This window comes from Achromobacter ruhlandii (assembly GCF_902859695.1).
Classification (GTDB): Bacteria; Pseudomonadota; Gammaproteobacteria; order Burkholderiales; family Burkholderiaceae_B; genus Achromobacter; species Achromobacter ruhlandii.
The window spans coordinates 1-16,478 of record NZ_CADIJL010000025.1 but is presented as its reverse complement, the minus strand read 5'-3'; the positions used below and the strand labels follow the sequence as shown (position 1 = coordinate 16,478).

The window sequence follows — 16,478 nt, the reverse complement described above, 5'->3', positions numbered from 1 at the left end:
TTCACGGCGTCAGATCGAACGTGGCGAGTACCGGGTAGTGATCGGACGCGGCATCGGTGAGCGCGTTGCGGATGACCTGGTAGCTGCGCGCCCTGGCGGCCAGCGCCTGCGAGGCCAGCAGGTAGTCGCAGCGCATCGTGGCGAACTCCACGTCGCGGTAGGCCGCCGTGGGCACGGTTGGCGTGACGGCGGCATCCAGGCGATGGCCAAGATCGACCCACCCCGCCGCTTCCAGGTGCGCCAAGACGCTGCGATCCAACCCGCGCAGGTCGTCGGCCAGGTAGCGGGCGCGGTGATGCGGCGCGAGCGCCGGCCAGTCTTCCGGCTCGGGGTCGTGCGGCGAGGCGGAATTGAAATCTCCGGTCACGAGCGTGAGCTTGTCCGGGGCCGCCTGCACGGCCAGGTAGGCCGCCTCGCGCCTGCGCACGACGGGGCCATTCGGGCACAGGTGTGCGCTGATGAAGGTGATCGGATCGCTACGGCCGGGCACCGTCACCCTGAGGGTCGCCAGCGCGTGGTGGAAGTGCGCGCCGTCCGCCTCGAAAGCCAGCGGCCGCAGCGGCTCGCGGATGAAGATGGCGACGTTCTGGCCGGTGCGCGGTGCGACGGCCAGGAAGCCGCGCATGCCGATCCGGTCTTCCGTGGCGTACAGCCAAGCCGCGCCATTGGCATCGAAGCCCTTGGCCTCCTGCATCAAGAACACATCGGGCCGTACCTGGTCGATGAGTTCAATTTGCGCCTGGGCGCGGGTGTCGTTCGCGCCATCGCGGCCGGCGAACAGGGTGTTGTAGGTCAGGACAGTCAGTTGCATGGGGACTCCTTGGGTCAGCGGTTTTCGTCGTGGGCCTCGAAGACGCGCTGTGCATAGGCGTCGAGCAACGCCTCGCAGTTCTGCAAACGCTGCTGCGCCTCGGCCGCACGGGTTGCGCCGTAGAAGTCGAGCTTGCGGATCTTCTCCAGCCAGGTCTGGAGCTTCTTGAGGTCAACGTCGTTTTCTTCCAGTTCGGCATAGGTGAAGTGGTTGGCGGCCGTCTCCTTGGCGATCTCGGCGTCGAAGTCGTCGCACTTGTCGATGAACTCGGCGTATTCCTCGTCGCGGTCGGCTTTGAATCGGGCCACCACCTTGTCTTCCTGGGCCTTGTCCAAGGCGACGGTTTCCAGCAGCACCGAGTCGCCGGCCATCTCGTTGATCTCGTTTTCGATGATCTTGAGCCGGCGGGTGTGGTCGTCGGTCTTGGGCAGCAGGCAGACGCCGTTTTGCAAGTAGATGGCCCCCATGCCCTTGAGCTTGCGCCACAAGCCAATGCGCTTCTTCGCAGGTTCAGGAGGCACCTTGTAGGTGAGTAAGAGCCAGTTCTGTGTCTTCATGCGAACAAGTGTACTGCAACGACCGTAACATTTCAATCGTTCCATAAAGTCTTGTCAGATGTGCAACTAGCGTATTTGCTGTGATACGGCTAGACCGCGATGTGAAATTTGTGCATAATGCGCGCAGGGAGATGGCGTTCCTCCTACCCCAACCGCAGCCGTTCTAAGCTGCTGATGACGCCTACAGACACCTGACCTCGGTCGGGGCTGTAGGCGCTCGCGTTCACACCCCTTTTGCCCTTGGTCAGCCCGATGAAATTCGAGCGAATGACCAATGCGCAGATACCTCCGCCGTCCAGAACAAATCGAGCTGTTGCCTTATCTGGGCAAATGGCTCGTCATTGCCAGCGTTGTTGCCGCCCTGGCGGGCAGTGCCTCGGCCTTCTTTCTCCTGTCGCTGGATCGAGCCACCGAGTGGCGTGAAGCCCACCGCTGGATCATTTGGCTGCTGCCCTTGGCCGGCCTCGGCGTCGGGCTGATCTATCACCTGCTGGGCAAGGAGGTGGACGGCGGCAACAACCTCATCATTGACGAGATTCACGATCCCAAGAAGGTCGTGCCGCTGCGCATGGCACCGCTTGTCCTGGGCGGCACGGTCATTTCTCACCTGTTCGGCGCATCCGTCGGCCGCGAAGGGACGGCCGTGCAGATGAGCGGCGCGCTCGCCGATCAGCTCACCCATGTTTTCCGCTTGAAGCACGAGGATCGGCGCATCGTGCTGATGACGGGCGTGAGCGCCGGCTTTGCCGCCGTGTTCGGTACGCCGTTGGCCGGGGCCGTGTTCGGCCTGGAAGTGCTGGCGATTGGTCGCATGCGGTATGACGCGCTGTTTCCGTGCGTGGTCGCCGCCATCGTGGCAGATCAGGTGTGCCTTGCCTTTGGCGTTCACCATACGCACTACTCCATCCCCGAAATCGTGCCCATCGGCGCATGGAGCGTGCTGGCGGTTGTGTTGGCCGGCATCCTGTTCGGACTGGTAGGCGCAGTGTTCGCCACGGCCGCCCACAAGCTCGGTGCGCTGGTGAAGCGGCGAATCGCCTACGCACCCCTGCGCCCCTTCGTAGGCGGCGTGGTGATCGCCACCGCCGTGTGGGCGCTCGATGCCTACAACTACATCGGCCTGGGCATTCCCGACATCGTGCGCTCGTTCCAGGAGCCGATGCGGCCGTGGGATTTCCTCGGCAAGCTGGTGTTCACCGTTCTGTCGCTCGGGACTGGCTTCAAGGGCGGCGAAGTCACGCCGCTGTTCTACATCGGGGCCACGCTGGGCAATGCCCTGGCACCGCTGCTGCACTTGCCATTCCCCATGTTGGCGGGCATCGGCTTCGTGGCCGTGTTCGCAGGTGCGGCCAACACGCCGATCGCCACGACGCTGATGGCGATGGAGTTGTTCGGGGCAGATATCGGCCCGCTGGCTGCGATTGGGTGCATTACGGCCTACCTGTTCTCGGGGCACACCGGCATCTACCACGCCCAGCGCGTGGGCCACAGCAAGCACAGCAAACACCGCAACGCCGTGCCCGAGGAACTGCGCATCGCTGACCTGGCGCACTTTCGCAAGCAAAAGACCGAGCCTGCCAAGGATGAATCGACGCCAAAGAGCAAGGCCGAAACACCCGTCATCCATAAGGAAAACGTCTGATGACCTCGAAAGCCAGCCAGCAGCACATCGCCGCCTTGCGGCTCTACTTTCCAATTTCCACCAAGGCCAAGGCGACGCGCTTCTGGCACCACCTCAGCGCGCCGGCGCTCGCGCACCACCTGTTGACGGTCGCCAAGAAGGCCAACATCGTGCAAGCCATGCTGCACCAGGTCAGTTCCGGCTACCTGCCCGGCGAACGGCTGTCGCATCACCATCCCGAGCTGACCGGCATGCGGCACCCGCAATGCCTGGAACTGCTGGACACCGAGCAGCGCTTGCGCGACTTCATGCACGAGCACGCCGAAGAGCTGCGCAAGGTGCATGCGGTTCTGTTCTTGTGCGAGTTGCCGCTGAGTCATAACCGGCTTGCGCATCCCACACACGCCTCACACGCAGGCAAGGCCGGTTAACGATGGCCGGCCTCTACGGAATCATCGCCATCAGCATCGGATCGGTTATCGGTGCTTTGACGCGCTACGGCTTGAGTCTGAGCATGAATGCGCTCGTGCCGGCCATTCCGATGGGCACCCTGGCCTCCAACCTCATCGCGGCCTACATCGTGGGCGCTGCTATCGCCTTCTTCGCCGCGATGCCGAACCTGTCGCCGGCATGGCGGCTGTTCGTCATCACGGGCCTGGCCGGCGGGCTGTCCACCTTCTCCACGTTCTCGGCCGAGCTGCTGACGCTGCTGCGCGATGGCCGCCTGGGCTGGTCGGCCGGCATGCTGGCTTTGCATGTGTGCGGCTCGCTCGCCATGACGGCGCTCGGCATGGTCACGATCTCTCTTGTTCGCCACCACTGATCTAAGGAGCTGCAATGAAAGGCTATCAACTCACGTTTTTTACGGAGCAAGACCGGCGGCACGGCCACACGCCCATCGGCGAGTGGCTGCTGAAACTTGCCAAGGACAACGGCGCTGCCGGCGGCACGCTGGTAGGCGGGGGGGATGGATTCGATCATCTCGGCCGCTTCCATTCCGCGCATTTTTTCGAGCTGGCCGACCAGCCGCTGGCGATCACTGTCTCGGTCGATGACGCAGCGTGCCAGCGGCTGATGGACGCGCTGGCGCAGGAAGAAATCAACCTGACCTACGTGAAGGTGCCTATCGAGTACGGGCGCGTGGGCAAGGCTGTGAAGTGAACCGGCACGCCCTTCCGGAAGTATCCCCCCAACCACAAGGAGACTCACCATGTTGACCGTTCGCAACCTTCGTCCTGAACCCACCGTGCATGACTGGTGCCGGGAGAACGCACGCTTATTCGCCGCATTGGCGGTGTGGGCGGTGGCGCTGTTGTGGCTCGCGGGCCAAGGGCCGCGCTTGGTCGAATCCGCGTGGTACAGCGTCAGCTTCGTTGAGGGTGGTTTTATCTACGACCGCACGCCTGACGAGGCGTCCTGCCAGGCCCGTGTCGTGGACGGTTCCACTGCGTGCCTCACGGGTGCAGAGCTGGGGGCAAGACAGTCCAGCAACTGAGCCAGGTGTTCAGCGCGACGGCGGGAACCCGATGGGGTGTGGCGTCGCATTTCTTCTGCCTTCTTTCCTATCGGAGTGGTATATGGCGTCGGCCATCCAGACAGTACATGCCCGCGAAATCCTGGACTCACGCGGCAATCCCACCATCGAGGTCGATGTGCGGCTGATCGGCGGGGCGACCGGCCGCGCGGCCGTGCCATCGGGTGCTTCGACGGGAATCCATGAGGCCGTCGAGTTGCGCGACGGTGACCCGCAGCGTTTTGCTGGCAAAGGTGTATGCAGGGCTGTCGGCCACGTCAATAAGGCCATTGCGGCCGTTTTGCATGGCCTGGACGCTCAAGATCAAGCAGGCATCGACCGTGCATTGATCGAGTTCGACGGCACGCCGAACAAAGGCAGGCTCGGGGCCAATGCCATCCTGGGTGTGAGTCTGGCCGTGGCGCGGGCGGCCGCCCAAGCTGGCGGATTGCCGCTGTTTCGATACCTTGGCGGACCGCAGGCTTGCCGCATGCCGGTTCCGATGTTCAACGTCCTCAACGGCGGCGTGCATGCGAACTGGCAGGGCACGGATTTCCAAGAGTTCATGATCGCTCCCATTGGAGCATCCAGCTTCACCGAGGGCCTGCGCTGGGGCGCGGAAATCTATCACTGCCTGCGCACGACCCTGAAAGAGCGCGGCCATTCCACGGCGGTCGGCGATGAAGGCGGTTTTGCGCCGGCCTTGAAGCGCAACAGCGACGCGGTGGAACTGATTCTTGTGGCGATTCAAAGCGCGGGTTACGCGCCTGGTGAGGATGTGGTGATCGCGCTCGATCCCGCGTCGAGTGGCTTCTATGAGAACGGCCTTTACCACCTTCGCAGCGAGGGACGCAGCATCACCGCCGCTCAAATGGTGGAGCTGTATGCGGACTGGATCGCAAGGTATCCCATTGCTGTGCTGGAAGACGGTCTTGCGGAGGACGATTGGGATGGATGGAAGCTGCTGAACCAAGCTCTCGGAAGCAAGATCGAGCTGGTTGGTGATGACCTGTTCGTGACCAACGTCGCACGTATCGAGCGCGGCATTCGTGACGACGTGGCGAACGCAGTCCTCATCAAGCCCAACCAGGTCGGCACGCTCACCGAAACCCGCGCCGCTGTCGATGCGGCTTATCTGGCCGGCTGGGGCGCAATGGTGTCGCACCGCAGCGGTGAAACCGTGGACAGCTTCATCGCCGATCTCACTGTCGCGCTGGGAACCGGGCATCTGAAAACCGGCGCGCCTTGTCGTGGCGAGCGCGTTGAAAAGTACAACCAGCTCATGCGCATCGAGGAAGAGCTAGGAGCTGCGGCCGTCTATGCAGGGAGCGGAGCGTTCGTCCGCTGACCAATTTTCAACCACCTGGAGTACATCTGATGACAACAACCATCGTCCTGACACGGCACGGCCATGTAGATTGGATCGCACCTGAACGCTTTCGTGGCCGCGCTGAGATTCCGCTGTCAGCTCTTGGAGAACGCCAAGCCGAGGCGCTAGGCCAGCGCGTCGCCCAGGGCTGGAAGCCCCACGCGATCTACACCAGTCCGCTATCGCGCTGTGTGCGCACCGGAGACGCCATTGCCCGCGCCACTGGTGCCCATGCCGAGCAACTTTCCAATTTGGCCGATACCCACTACGGGCAATGGCAGGGCCTAACGCACGACGAGGTACGAGCACGCTGGCCCGAAGAGCTACAGGTATGGTTTGACTCTCCCGACATGGCGGCCATCCCAGGCGGCGAAACATTGGCTGCTGTCTTGGCTCGTGGCGTCGAGGTACTGCAACACGTACTTCATCACCATCAAAATCAGACTGTTGTTCTTGTCGGCCACGACAGCATCAACCGGGTGATTCTTCTGCACAGCCTCGGATTGCCGTTGTTGCGCTACTGGCGCATCAAACAGGAGCCATGCTGCTTAAACGAACTCTCTGTTGAAGGCCAAACCTTCACTATTCACCGTATTAACGAAAGCCACCACCTAATGATGGTGAACGGATGAAGCGTCCGACGCGCCGGTAACGGGAGGCAACAGAAATGGAGATTCGACACCTGCGTTGCTTCCTGGCCGTCGCGGAAGAACTTCACTTCGCCCGCGCTGCCGAACGATTGCACATTGACCAGTCTCCGCTGTCCCGCACCATCAAGGAATTGGAGGAGGAACTTGGCGCTCACCTCTTCATCCGCACTACCCGCAGCACGCAACTAACTCGCGCTGGTCGGCTGTTCTTGGAGCATGTGCCACGCATCTTCGCTGCGTTGGATCAAGCGCGCGACAGCGTAAAGTCTGCTGCCAACGGCTTTCATGGGCAGTTGCGAATTGCCTTGTCAGATGGAGTCACGCCTTCGCGCTTACCTGCCTTGTTGGCACGGTGCCGAGAAGAAGACCCCGAAGTAGAGATACGGCTATTTGAGGTGCCCTTGTCCCAACAGATCAAAGGTCTGCACAGCGATTTGTACGACGCGGGCTTTTCGATGGCAGATGACGTGGGGGACGGCATCTTGGTCGCTCCCGCTTGGGAAGACGAAGTAATGGTGGCAGTCCCAGCGCGTCATCCCGTGCTCGCCTACAGGCGAGTTCCGCTGGAGGAAGTATTGCGCTATCCGCTAGTGCTGGGCGATCCGGCGGCGTGTGAAGGGCACGCACGTCAAATAGATCGCATACTTCGCAAGCAAAAGCTGGAGCCGATGATCGTTCAGCATGTCACGTCTTACGACCTTATGATGACCTTCGTTTCTGCTGGAATCGCATTGGGCCTGGCAGGCGCTGCCCACATCACAGCCAGCAGAGACCCGGGTGTCATCGCGCGACCGCTGGCGGGTAAGCAGCCCTTGCTTACGACCTATCTGTTACGGCGCGACAAGGAGCCTTCGGAGATGCTGACTCGGTTCGTGGAACGAGTAGGCTGCATTGATGAAGCGGATGCGACCGACGATTCATAACCGTCCATGAAAGGATTGGAGCTATGAACAAACTACTGCTGCTGCTAACCGCTACGTTGACTGCGTGCGGCCCGTCCCAGCCCTCAGAAAGCGTGGACTTCCTCGTAGCTCATCCTGATCGCATTAAGGAAATCCAGCGGCAATGCAAGGAGGATCGCGCCAACGTCGGCGACGAACTATGCGTGCGCGCGGCCGAGGCCGCTAAACGGCGCTTCTTCGGCAACCGTCCGGAGCAAAAGACCCAATAAATCCCTTGCAGTCGCGCCACTACGACGAAGTCCTGACTGTTACCTCTATACGCCGCAACGCTCTCGCGTTAGCGGCGTTTTTATTTTCTCCGCTCCAGTAAGAAATCTTGTCTTTTCGGCCTGAATTGCCGCCATAACGGCCTTTGACCGGCCTGCGCAGACGCCTTGATCCTCGTCGTTGCGGCACTCCCTCGTGCCGTGATCGGAGGCAGGCAATGCAAGGGACGAACGTGCTGTTCGGCCAGATCGCCGTGGTATTCGGCATCGTGGTCGCCGGTGTGTGGAGCGCCACACAGTGGACAGCCGCCGCCCTGGGTTATCAGCTACGCCTTGGCTTGCCCTGGTTCGATTTCTTCGGCACGCCGGTCTATCACCCGTGGCGGTTGTTCGAGTGGTGGTTCTTCTTCGATGGCTACGCACCGCGCATCTTCGACATTGGGGGAGCCATCGCGGGCGGCAGCGGCTTGGTGGCCGTGCTCGTTGCCATCGGCATGTCGATATGGCGCTCGCGGCAATCGCGCCTCGTCACGACCTATGGCTCGGCCCGCTGGGCGAACGCGGAGGACATTCGCAAAGCGGGCCTCACGCAGCCAGCCGGCGTGTTCCTCGGCCAGCATGATCGCCAATACCTGCGCCACGAAGGCCCGGAACACGTCCTGACCTTCGCGCCGACGCGCAGCGGCAAGGGCGTCGGCCTGGTGGTGCCGACGCTGCTTTCCTGGCCCTCGTCTGCCGTCGTCCACGACATCAAGGGCGAGAACTGGCAGATCACCGCAGGCTGGCGATCACGCTTCTCGCACTGCCTGCTGTTCAACCCCACGGATGCGAAGTCAGCGGCCTACAACCCGCTGCTGGAGGTGCGGCGCGGCGCACATGAAGTGCGCGACGTGCAGAACATCGCGGACATTCTGGTCGATCCCGAAGGCGCGCTTGAACGCCGCAACCATTGGGAGAAGACTTCGCATGCGCTGCTGGTCGGGGCCATCCTGCATGTGCTGTACGCCGGCGAGGACAAGACGCTGCGAGGCGTCGCCAACTTCCTCAGCGACCCGGCCAGCCCCTTCGAGCTGACCTTGCACCGGATGATGACCACGCCGCACCTCGGCAATGGCCCGCATCCGGTAGTCGCATCCGCCGCGCGCGAAGTGCTCAACAAGTCGGACAACGAGCGCTCCGGCGTGTTGAGCACCGCCATGTCGTTCCTCGGCCTGTACCGCGATCCCACGGTGGCCGAAGTCACGTCGCGTTGTGATTGGCGCATCGCCGATTTGATCGCGGCCGAGCATCCGGTGTCGCTGTACCTGGTGGTTCCGCCTTCGGACATATCGCGCACCAAGCCGCTCATCCGCCTGATCCTCAACCAGATCGGGCGACGCTTGACCGAATCGCTCGACGGCTCCGACGGCATCGAGCGCCGCCACAAGCTGCTGCTGATGCTCGATGAGTTTCCGGCCCTGGGCCGGCTCGACTTCTTCGAGACGGCGCTGGCCTTCATGGCGGGCTACGGCATCCGCAGCTTCCTCATCGCGCAGTCGCTCAACCAGATCGACAAGGCGTATGGGCAGAACCATTCCATCCTCGACAACTGCCATGTCAGGGTGACGTTCGCCACCAACGACGAACGCACCGCCAAGCGCATCTCCGAGACGCTGGGCACCGCGACCGAGCTGCGCGCGCAACGCAACTACGCGGGCCATCGGCTCGCGCCGTGGCTGGGCCACCTGATGGTGTCGCGCCAGGAAACGGCGCGTCCGCTGCTGACGCCGGGCGAAGTCATGCAGCTTCCACCGGACGATGCTGTGGTGATGGTGTCCAGCGTCGCCCCGATCCGGGCGAAGAAGCTGCGCTACTACGCCGACGCCAATTTCAAGCGGCGCGTGCTGCCGCCGCCGGCGCTTGTCGCTGGCAGCTATGCGGATGCACCGCCATCGCGCCCGGACGACTGGAGCGGGCTGGCGATTCCGCCGATGCCCGCCGCACCGGCTACGGCATCCGCCAATGGCCTGGGGAACCTGGCTGCTGCCGACGACGGCGGCCCACGCCGTCAGCCCGAACTTTCCGAAGCCGTCGCCTATGACCCCGAGTTGGCCGTGCCTGCTGCCGACCTCGGGCTGCTCGATGACGACGACGACCTGCCGCTTCCCCTTCCTCGCCAGCTCGACCCGGCCATGCAGCGCACGGCCCGGCTGGCTTCCCTCGACCCCAGCGACGGAATCGAGCTATGAGCCACTACCGCCTGAACCTCTTTATCCAGCCCGAGCACGCCCAGCGGCTCGATGAACTGGCCGCCAAGAAAGGCGTGTCCAAGTCCAGCATCGTCGCTGCCGCCTTGGCGTCCTGGCTGTCGCCGGACGCAGCCGACCAGCGCGAGGCGGCTATCGCCAAGCGCCTTGATCGCCTGTCGCGCCAGGCCGAGCGCATGGAGCGCGACCAGAGCATTGCCATCGAAACGCTGGCGCTGTTCATCCGCTACTACCTGACCGTCAGCACGCCGGTTCCCGAAGCGCACCAAGAGGCGGCCCGCGCGCAGGGCAAGGCGCGCTTCGAGCAGTTCGTGGAGCAGCTTGGCCGCCACCTGCTGCGCGGGCGCAGCCTGGTGCGCGACGTGGTGGAGGAACTGCACCCCGACCCGATGCGGATGGAGGATGCAGCGGCAGCAGCCGAAGCGCAGGAGCGTGCGTCATGAGCGCCGTTCCGCAATCCATGAGCGCCACATCGCTCGACCGGCGCATCCAGATGCTGCGCACGGCAATGGGGCCGCTGATCGCCACCGCGCTCGAAGACCCCGACGTGGTGGAAATCATGCTCAACCCCGACCGCACCCTTTGGGTGGATCGCTTGTCGTCGGGCCGCGCACCGATGGGCGTGGAGCTGCCCGAAGCCGATGGCGAGCGAATCATCCGCCTGGTCGCGGCCCACGTCGGCGCGGAGGTGCATCGCGGCCAGCCGCTGCTATCGGCCGAGCTGCCCGAAACCGGCGAACGCTTCGAGGGCATCTTGCCGCCCGCCGCGCCGGGGCCGGCCTTCGCGCTGCGCAAGCGCGCCATCGGCGTGATCCCGCTGGAGCGGTACGTCATCGACCGGATGATGACTGCCGCCCAAGCAGGTTTTCTCGTTCGCGCGGTGCGCGAGCGCAAGAACATCCTGATCGCCGGAGCCACCAGCAGCGGCAAGACCACGCTCGCCAATGCCTTGCTCGCTGAAATCGCCGCCACCGGCGACCGCGTGCTGGTGCTCGAAGACACGGTGGAGCTGCAATGCGCGGCCCGCGACCACGTTCCGCTGCGCACGCGCGCGGGCGTAGTGTCTATGACCGAGCTGGTGCGCTCGTCCATGCGCCTGCGACCGGATCGCGTCGTCGTCGGCGAGGTGCGCGGCCCCGAGGCGCTGGATCTCATCAAGGTGTGGGGCACGGGCCACCCCGGCGGTATCGCCACGATCCACGCGGGTTCCGCGCTGGGCGCGCTGCTGCGCATGGAGCAACTGATTCTCGAAGTGGCGGTGAACCCGCCCCGTGCGCTGATCGCCGAGGCCGTGGACGTGGTGATCCACATTGCCGGGCGCGGGCACAAGCGCCGCATCGAGAGCATCGCTCGCGTCGTCGGCTTCGACGGCGTGGGCTACCAACTGGCGGACGCGCTGGACACGCCGTTTCCCGAGCTGCCATCGCAGTCCGACCTTTCTTCCCCGTCCCTCAACCACTCTGGAGAACTGCCATGACGCAGATGCACATTCCTGCTTTCCATGTTTCCATAAATCCGCCCTCGCGGCTGCCGAGGCTGGCCCGGCTGCACAGCCTGGCTCGTCCTGCCGCGCAAGGGCTGCTGCTGTCCGCGCTACTGCTGTTCCTGGCCGGCACCGCGCAGGCCGCCGGTTCCTCGATGCCGTGGGAAGGCCCCTTGCAGTCGATCTTGGAGTCGATCCAAGGGCCGGTGGCGCGCATCGTCGCGGTCATCATCATCATCGCCACGGGCCTCGCGCTCGCGTTCGGCGACACGTCGGGCGGCTTCCGCAAGCTGATCCAGATCGTGTTCGGCTTGAGCATCGCTTTCGCCGCGTCCTCGTTCTTCCTGTCGTTCTTCAGCTTCTCCGGCGGGGCTGTCGTATGAGCGCCCCGGATAGCTTCGCGGCAGGGTTCGAGGTGCCTTTGCACCGCTCGCTCACCGAGCCGATCTTGCTGGGTGGCGCACCGCGCACCGTGGCGATCGCCAACGGCACGCTGGCCGCCGCTGTCGGGCTGGGCCTGCAACTCTGGATTCCCGGTGCCGTGCTCTGGATCGTCGGCCACGCGCTGGCGGTTTGGGGTGCGCGCGTCGATCCGCAGTTCATGCAGGTCTTTGCCCGACACATCAAGCACCGCCCGCTGCTGGACGTGTGAGGGGACGCCGCCATGCTGAACCTCGCCGAATACCGCCAGCGCCCGGCCTTGCTTGCCGACTGGCTGCCCTGGGCCGGCCTGGTCGCGCCGGGTGTCGTCTTGAACAAGGACGGCAGTTTCCAGCGCACGGCGCGGTTTCGCGGGCCTGACCTCGACAGCGCCACGCAAGGCGAACTGATCGCCACCTCGGCGCGCTTGAACAACGCGCTGCGCCGGCTGGGTTCGGGCTGGGCGCTGTTCATCGAGGCCGAGCGCCGCGCTGCCGCCGACTATCCGCACTCGGAGTTCCCCGAACCGCTTTCGTGGCTGGTGGACGAAGAACGCCGCGCAGCGTTCGAGGAATCGGGCAACCATTTCGAGAGCGGCTATCACCTGACGCTGGTGTACCTGCCGCCCGAGGAATCGCGCGCGCGTGCGGCGGGGATGCTGTACGAGAACCGGCCCACCGAAGGCGTGGACTGGCGCGAGCGCCTAGCCGCCTTCGTGGCGGAGACGGATCGCATCTTCGATTTGCTCGATGGCGTGATGCCGGAAATCGCATGGCTGGACGACGCGCAGACGTTGACCTACCTGCACGCCACCGTATCGACGCGGCGCTACCGGCTGGCGGTGCCCGAGGTGCCGTTCCACATCGACGCGCTGCTGACCGACTCGCCGCTGGTCGGCGGCCTGGCGCCCATGCTGGGCGATCAGCACCTGCGCGTGGTGTCGGTGCGGGGCTTCCCGACCTCGACCTGGCCGGGGATTCTGGACGACCTCAACCGCCTGGGCTTTGCCTATCACTGGTCAACCCGGTTCCTCTGCCTCGACAAAGCCGAGGCGGAAAAGGAGCTGGGCCGCCTGCGCCGACAGTGGTTTGCGAAACGGAAAAACGTCATCGCGCTGCTGCGCGAAACCATCTTCCAGCAGGAAAGTCCGCTGGTCGATACCGACGCCAGCAACAAGTCGGCCGACGCGGACGCCGCCATGCAGGAGCTGGGCAGCGATCAGGTCGCCTTCGGCTACCTGACCGCCACGGTGACGGTGCTCGATGACGACCCGGCCGTGGCCGACGAAAAGCTGCGCATGGTGGAGCGTGTGATTCAAGGACGGGGCTTCGTGACCATCCCCGAGACCTTGAACGCGGTCGATGCGTGGCTGTCGTCCATCCCCGGTAACGCCTATGCCAACGTGCGCCAGCCCATCGTCTCGACGCTGAACCTGGCGCACATGATGCCGCTGTCGGCGGTATGGGCCGGGCCGGAGAAGAACGCCCACCTCGACGGCCCGCCGCTGATCGTCACCCGCACTGATGGCGCGACGCCGTTCCGGCTGGTCACGCACATCGGCGACGTGGGCCACACGCTGGTCGCCGGCCCGACCGGCATGGGCAAATCGGTCTTACTCGCCACGCTGGCGATGCAGTTTCGCCGCTATCGCGGCTCGCGCATCTTCGCGTTCGACATGGGCCGCTCCATGCGCGCCACGATCCTCGGGCTGGGCGGCGAGCACTACGACCTGGGCACGGATGGCGAAATCGCCTTCCAGCCGCTTGCCCGTATCGACCGCGAAGGCTACCGCACCTGGGCGGCCGAATGGATCGAAGGCCGCTTGCTGCACGAAGGCGTGGCGGTCGGCCCCGACGAGAAGGCCGCCATCTGGTCGGCACTCGGCAGCCTCGCCGGTGCGCCGGTGGAGCAGCGCACGATGACGGGCTTGTCGGTGCTGCTGCAATCGAACGCGCTGCGCCAGGCGCTTGCGCCGTATGTGCTCGGCGGCGCGCACGGCAAGCTGCTGGACGCCGACCACGACCGGCTGGGCAGCGCCGACGTGCAGGGCTTCGAGATGGAGGAGCTGATGCACAGCAAGGCCGCCGTCATGGCCGTGCTGCATTACCTCTTTGCACGCTTCGATGAACGCTTCGACGGTGCGCCCACGCTGCTGATCCTCGATGAAGCGTGGCTGTTCTTGGATGACCCGGTGTTTGCCGCGCGCATCCGCCAGTGGCTCAAGACGCTGCGCAAGAAGAACGTCAGCGTCATCTTCGCCACGCAGTCGCTCGCGGACATCAAGGATTCGAGCATCGCGCCCGCGATCGTCGAAAGCTGCGCGAGCCGCATCTTCCTGCCGAACCCGCAGGCGACCGAGCCGCAGATCAAGACGATCTATCAGGGCTTCGGCCTCAACAACCGCCAGATCGAAATCGTCGCCACCGCGCAGCCCAAGCGCGACTACTACTACCAATCCCGCCTCGGCAACCGCCTGTTCGACCTCGACCTGGGGGCGGCTGCGCTCGCGTTCGTAGGCGCTTCCACGCCGCAAGACCAGCGCGACATAGACCGCGTGCGGCTGGATGCCGGGGTGCCCGGCTTCGCCGGCGCTTGGCTACGCCATCGCGGCCTCGATTGGGCGGCTGACCTACTGCCCTCGTTCCCCGGCCTCACGCCGGGTTCCCTCCGTACCGCTGACCACCCACAGGAGAACCAGCCATGAAAAAGCGACTCATCGCCGCTGCCGTCGCGGCCATGCTTTGCACCGTTTCCACCGTACACGCGCAATGGGTCGTGATTGATCCCACGAACCTTGTGCAAAACACGCTGACCGCGATCCGCACGCTGGAGCAGATCAACAACCAGATCCAGCAGCTCCAGAACGAAGCGCAGATGCTGATGAACCAGGCGCGCAACCTCGCCAGCCTGCCGTCCAGCGTGGTCGGCCAGTTGCGCACCAACCTAGCGACGACCGAGCGGCTGATCGCCCAGGCGAAGGGCTTGGCCTACGACGTGACGAATCTGGATCAGGAGTTTGCACGCCTGTACCCCGAGCAGTACGCCGCCACCGTCAGCGGCGACCAGATGTACCGTGACACGCAGGAGCGTTGGAAGAACACGCTCAACGGCTTGCAGACCACCATGCAGATGCAGGCGCAGGTGTCGCAGAACCTGGGCGTTGACGAAGGCGTGCTGGCCGACCTCGTGGGCAAGAGCCAATCGGCCGAAGGCGCGTTGCAGGCGATGCAGGCCATGAACCAGTTGCTCGCCTTGCAGGCCAAGCAGTCGATCCAGTCGCAGCGGCTCCAGATCACGCAAGACCGAGCCACCGCATTGGAGCTGGCGCGGCAGGCCGCAGCCACAGAGCGCGGGCGCGAAGTAACGCGGCGCTTCCTGGGCAGCGGCACGCCGTACACGCCGCAGTCCGTCGATTTCTACAACCACTGACGGAGGCGGCCGTGAAAAACGCGACCGTCATGCTCGCCTTCGCTGCGCTCCTGCTGTCCGGCTGCGACCAGCCGCCTTCGGCGGCTGCGCTGGCCGCCGACCCGTCCCGGCTGCACGCGCTGCGCGCGCAATGCCGCGCGGGCGAGCACGGCGGCGCGTTCTGCGCACAGGTGGCCCGAGCCGACCTGCGCCGCTTTCTCTCCGGCAAGGCCGGCCCCGGCGAGTACCAGACGCTCACCGACCTGCCGCCGATTCCACCCAGCTTCGATGAACCCGCCGATGACAACGGGCCTGGGAAGGAGAACTCGCCATGAACGACGTGACCATCATCGACCGCTTCCTCGATACGTTCTCGCGCTACATCGACTCGGGCTTTGGCCTGCTGCATGGCGAGGTGGCGTTTCTGACCGCCACGCTGATCGTCATCGACATGACGATCGCCGGGCTGTTCTGGGCGATGAGCCATGCCACCGGCCAGGGCGAAGACGTGATCGCCAAGTTAATCCGCAAGGTGCTCTACGTCGGTGCCTTCGCCTACATCATCGGCAACTTCAACTGGCTGGCCGGCATCGTGTTCCGCTCGTTCGCGGGCCTGGGCCTGACGGCCAGCGGCTCGACCTTGAGCATGGAGAACTTCCTGCATCCGGGAAGGCTGGCCAAGATCGGCATCGACGCCGGGGCGCCGATCCTCGACCAAATCGGCGACATGGCGGGCTTTCCCGAGGTGTTCGTGAACATCACGCCCATCGTCGTGATGTTCCTCGCGTGGTTGATCGTCCTGCTGTGCTTTTTCGTGTTGGCGATCCAGCTTTTCATCACGCTGATCGAGTTCAAATTGACGACGCTCGCGGGCTTCGTGCTGGTGCCGTTCGCCCTCTGGAGCAAGACCGCGTTCCTTGCAGAAAAGGTACTGGGCAACGTGGTGTCGTCGGGCATCAAGGTGCTGGTGCTGGCCGTCATCGTGGGCATCGGCTCGGGCTTGTTCGCGGAGTTTCAGGTGCAACCGGCCGAGCCATCCATCGACCATTCGGTCGTCGTCATGCTGGCCTCGCTGACCCTGCTGGCGCTGGGCATCTTCGGGCCAGGCATTGCGACCGGGCTGGTATCGGGCGGCCCGCAACTCGGCGCGGGCGCGATGGCCGGCGCCGCGCTGGGCGCGGCCGGCACCGCCGTTGCCGTGGGCGCTGCGGCCACGGGCGTCGGTGGCGCTG

The 16,478-nt window shown here is 64.5% G+C and carries 20 protein-coding genes and 1 riboswitch; of the genes, 18 read left to right on the top strand and 2 right to left on the bottom strand.

Translation table 11 applies throughout. From position 1 onward, the window contains the following. Position 1: 1 nt before the first annotated feature. Together HV742_RS23690 and HV742_RS23685 are read right to left on the bottom strand one after the other, a co-directional pair. Positions 2–811: an endonuclease/exonuclease/phosphatase family protein gene (locus HV742_RS23690; RefSeq protein ID WP_175146539.1), complete on the bottom strand. Its 810-nt coding sequence runs from the start codon at positions 809–811 to the stop codon at positions 2–4. A gap of 14 nt (positions 812–825) precedes the next feature. Then, complete coding sequence (locus HV742_RS23685; RefSeq protein WP_175146538.1) at positions 826–1,368, bottom strand: Chromate resistance protein ChrB; 543 nt, start codon at positions 1,366–1,368, stop codon at positions 826–828. A gap of 118 nt (positions 1,369–1,486) precedes the next feature. Continuing rightward, positions 1,487–1,559: riboswitch (Fluoride riboswitch) on the top strand. A gap of 83 nt (positions 1,560–1,642) precedes the next feature. Here HV742_RS23685 and HV742_RS23680 point away from each other — a divergent pair. The 18 genes from HV742_RS23680 to trbL all read left to right on the top strand — a co-directional run. Beyond that, complete coding sequence (locus tag HV742_RS23680) at positions 1,643–3,010, top strand: voltage-gated chloride channel family protein (protein WP_175146537.1); 1,368 nt, start codon at positions 1,643–1,645, stop codon at positions 3,008–3,010. Continuing rightward, the gene (locus HV742_RS23675) at positions 3,010–3,420 is read left to right on the top strand and encodes a hypothetical protein (protein WP_175146536.1); all 411 of its coding nucleotides are present in this window, start codon (positions 3,010–3,012) and stop codon (positions 3,418–3,420) included. Before HV742_RS23680 ends, HV742_RS23675 begins: the two co-directional genes overlap by 1 nt. Positions 3,421–3,422: 2 nt before the next feature. Beyond that, positions 3,423–3,812, top strand: coding sequence for a fluoride efflux transporter CrcB (crcB, locus tag HV742_RS23670; protein ID WP_175146535.1), 390 nt, complete (start codon positions 3,423–3,425; stop codon positions 3,810–3,812). Between the two features lie 14 nt (positions 3,813–3,826). Next, positions 3,827–4,150, top strand: coding sequence for a DUF190 domain-containing protein (locus HV742_RS23665; protein WP_175146534.1), 324 nt, complete (start codon positions 3,827–3,829; stop codon positions 4,148–4,150). 49 nt (positions 4,151–4,199) lie between these two features. Then, complete coding sequence (locus tag HV742_RS23660; protein WP_175146533.1) at positions 4,200–4,484, top strand: hypothetical protein; 285 nt, start codon at positions 4,200–4,202, stop codon at positions 4,482–4,484. Positions 4,485–4,566: 82 nt separating this feature from the next. Continuing rightward, positions 4,567–5,850: a phosphopyruvate hydratase gene (gene eno, locus HV742_RS23655; RefSeq protein ID WP_175146532.1), complete on the top strand. Its 1,284-nt coding sequence runs from the start codon at positions 4,567–4,569 to the stop codon at positions 5,848–5,850. Positions 5,851–5,879: 29 nt separating this feature from the next. Next, positions 5,880–6,503, top strand: a complete 624-nt coding sequence (locus HV742_RS23650) for a histidine phosphatase family protein (RefSeq protein WP_175146531.1) — start codon at positions 5,880–5,882, stop codon at positions 6,501–6,503. A gap of 35 nt (positions 6,504–6,538) precedes the next feature. Then, complete coding sequence (locus HV742_RS23645) at positions 6,539–7,444, top strand: LysR family transcriptional regulator (protein WP_175146530.1); 906 nt, start codon at positions 6,539–6,541, stop codon at positions 7,442–7,444. A 14-nt stretch (positions 7,445–7,458) separates the two neighbouring features. Then, entirely contained in the window at positions 7,459–7,692 is a 234-nt protein-coding gene (locus HV742_RS23640; protein WP_496350041.1) for an EexN family lipoprotein, read from the top strand. A 215-nt stretch (positions 7,693–7,907) separates the two neighbouring features. Then, positions 7,908–9,917 (top strand): conjugal transfer protein TraG, encoded by a 2,010-nt coding sequence (locus HV742_RS23635; RefSeq protein WP_175146528.1) that lies wholly within the window; start codon positions 7,908–7,910, stop codon positions 9,915–9,917. Continuing rightward, a complete protein-coding gene (locus HV742_RS23630) occupies positions 9,914–10,378 on the top strand; it encodes a CopG family transcriptional regulator (protein WP_175146527.1) in 465 nt (154 codons plus the stop codon). Before HV742_RS23635 ends, HV742_RS23630 begins: the two co-directional genes overlap by 4 nt. After that, entirely contained in the window at positions 10,375–11,412 is a 1,038-nt protein-coding gene (gene trbB / locus HV742_RS23625) for a P-type conjugative transfer ATPase TrbB (protein ID WP_175146526.1), read from the top strand. The genes HV742_RS23630 and trbB overlap by 4 nt, the downstream gene beginning before the upstream one ends. Next, complete coding sequence (locus HV742_RS23620; protein ID WP_175146525.1) at positions 11,409–11,801, top strand: TrbC/VirB2 family type IV secretion system protein; 393 nt, start codon at positions 11,409–11,411, stop codon at positions 11,799–11,801. Before trbB ends, HV742_RS23620 begins: the two co-directional genes overlap by 4 nt. Further along, positions 11,798–12,070, top strand: coding sequence for a VirB3 family type IV secretion system protein (locus tag HV742_RS23615; protein ID WP_175146524.1), 273 nt, complete (start codon positions 11,798–11,800; stop codon positions 12,068–12,070). Before HV742_RS23620 ends, HV742_RS23615 begins: the two co-directional genes overlap by 4 nt. A 12-nt stretch (positions 12,071–12,082) precedes the next feature. Then, complete coding sequence (gene trbE / locus HV742_RS23610; protein ID WP_175146523.1) at positions 12,083–14,542, top strand: conjugal transfer protein TrbE; 2,460 nt, start codon at positions 12,083–12,085, stop codon at positions 14,540–14,542. Further along, positions 14,539–15,267, top strand: coding sequence for a P-type conjugative transfer protein TrbJ (gene trbJ, locus HV742_RS23605; protein ID WP_175146522.1), 729 nt, complete (start codon positions 14,539–14,541; stop codon positions 15,265–15,267). Before trbE ends, trbJ begins: the two co-directional genes overlap by 4 nt. A gap of 29 nt (positions 15,268–15,296) precedes the next feature. After that, positions 15,297–15,581 (top strand): EexN family lipoprotein, encoded by a 285-nt coding sequence (locus HV742_RS23600; protein WP_437340599.1) that lies wholly within the window; start codon positions 15,297–15,299, stop codon positions 15,579–15,581. Next, the coding region (trbL, locus tag HV742_RS23595) for a P-type conjugative transfer protein TrbL (protein WP_175146520.1) at positions 15,578–16,478 on the top strand (901 nt) is incomplete at its 3' end. The genes HV742_RS23600 and trbL, both read left to right, overlap by 4 nt.

Coding starts and splice junctions, on each gene's coding strand:
- HV742_RS23690 (WP_175146539.1), bottom strand. CDS start 811: ATGCAACTGACTGTCCTGACCTACAACACCCTGTTCGCCGGCCGCGAT.
- crcB (WP_175146535.1), top strand. CDS start 3,423: ATGGCCGGCCTCTACGGAATCATCGCCATCAGCATCGGATCGGTTATC.
- HV742_RS23630 (WP_175146527.1), top strand. CDS start 9,914: ATGAGCCACTACCGCCTGAACCTCTTTATCCAGCCCGAGCACGCCCAG.
- trbJ (WP_175146522.1), top strand. CDS start 14,539: ATGAAAAAGCGACTCATCGCCGCTGCCGTCGCGGCCATGCTTTGCACC.
- HV742_RS23600 (WP_437340599.1), top strand. CDS start 15,297: ATGCTCGCCTTCGCTGCGCTCCTGCTGTCCGGCTGCGACCAGCCGCCT.
- HV742_RS23660 (WP_175146533.1), top strand. CDS start 4,200: ATGTTGACCGTTCGCAACCTTCGTCCTGAACCCACCGTGCATGACTGG.
- HV742_RS23620 (WP_175146525.1), top strand. CDS start 11,409: ATGACGCAGATGCACATTCCTGCTTTCCATGTTTCCATAAATCCGCCC.
- HV742_RS23635 (WP_175146528.1), top strand. CDS start 7,908: ATGCAAGGGACGAACGTGCTGTTCGGCCAGATCGCCGTGGTATTCGGC.
- trbB (WP_175146526.1), top strand. CDS start 10,375: ATGAGCGCCGTTCCGCAATCCATGAGCGCCACATCGCTCGACCGGCGC.
- HV742_RS23645 (WP_175146530.1), top strand. CDS start 6,539: ATGGAGATTCGACACCTGCGTTGCTTCCTGGCCGTCGCGGAAGAACTT.
- HV742_RS23675 (WP_175146536.1), top strand. CDS start 3,010: ATGACCTCGAAAGCCAGCCAGCAGCACATCGCCGCCTTGCGGCTCTAC.
- trbE (WP_175146523.1), top strand. CDS start 12,083: ATGCTGAACCTCGCCGAATACCGCCAGCGCCCGGCCTTGCTTGCCGAC.
- HV742_RS23680 (WP_175146537.1), top strand. CDS start 1,643: ATGCGCAGATACCTCCGCCGTCCAGAACAAATCGAGCTGTTGCCTTAT.
- eno (WP_175146532.1), top strand. CDS start 4,567: ATGGCGTCGGCCATCCAGACAGTACATGCCCGCGAAATCCTGGACTCA.
- HV742_RS23650 (WP_175146531.1), top strand. CDS start 5,880: ATGACAACAACCATCGTCCTGACACGGCACGGCCATGTAGATTGGATC.
- HV742_RS23685 (WP_175146538.1), bottom strand. CDS start 1,368: ATGAAGACACAGAACTGGCTCTTACTCACCTACAAGGTGCCTCCTGAA.
- HV742_RS23665 (WP_175146534.1), top strand. CDS start 3,827: ATGAAAGGCTATCAACTCACGTTTTTTACGGAGCAAGACCGGCGGCAC.
- HV742_RS23615 (WP_175146524.1), top strand. CDS start 11,798: ATGAGCGCCCCGGATAGCTTCGCGGCAGGGTTCGAGGTGCCTTTGCAC.